This is a genomic window from Mesorhizobium sp. M0633 (assembly GCF_040320645.1).
GTDB lineage: Bacteria > Pseudomonadota > Alphaproteobacteria > Rhizobiales > Rhizobiaceae > Mesorhizobium.
On the sequence record NZ_JAMYQC010000124.1, the window covers coordinates 1 to 705 of the forward strand.

Here is a 705-nt window from a genome sequence, read left to right on the forward strand (position 1 = left end):
GAAATAGCCAGCCTTGCGGCAGCATCACGCCGCGGCGTTTGCCCTCGCGCCACCAGGCGCGCAGAAGCCCGAGCAGCTGCGGCGACAGCATGGCGTGGCGGTCCTTGCGGCCCTTGCCCTGCTCGACGCGGATCAGCATGCGCGTCGAATCGATGTCGCTCACCTTGAGCGCCACGATCTCCGACACCCGCAACCCCGCCCCGTAGCCCGTGCCAAGCGCCGCCTTGTACTTCGGTCCCGGTGCGGCTTCGAGCAGCCGCGCCACCTCCTCGACGCTCAGCACCAGCGGCAGCTTGCGTGGCTGGCGGATGACGGTGAGACGGCGCGAGAGATCGGGCCGGTCGAGCGTCACGGTGAAGAAGAAGCGCAGCGCCGAGACCGCGCTGTTGATCCCCGGCGGCCGCATGCCGCTCTCGGTCTGGTGTAATTGGAAACGCCGCAGATCCTCAGCCGTCGCGGTATCAGGCGAGCGCCCGATGAAGGCTGCAAACGCCTTCACGCAACGGATATAGTCTCGGCGCGTATCCTCGGTGAAGCCGCGCATGGACATGTCTTCGATCATGCGCTCGCGAAGTGCGCTGCCGGATGGATGCGTAGGGACGGTCATCGGATGCTCCTCTCAAGCTGAAGGTTGACACTTCATGCTCGGAGGCCGATGGCCGTCCGTCACCCCTGATCGATTAAAGCCTCACCGACGCTGCCAAC

General features: G+C 65.8%; 1 protein-coding gene. It reads right to left on the reverse strand.

From position 1 onward, the window contains the following. Window positions 1-607, reverse strand: a 607-nt coding sequence (locus NKI47_RS34955) for a tyrosine-type recombinase/integrase (protein ID WP_352596394.1), incomplete at its 3' end; no start/stop codon positions are given. Window positions 608-705: the final 98 nt, after the last annotated feature.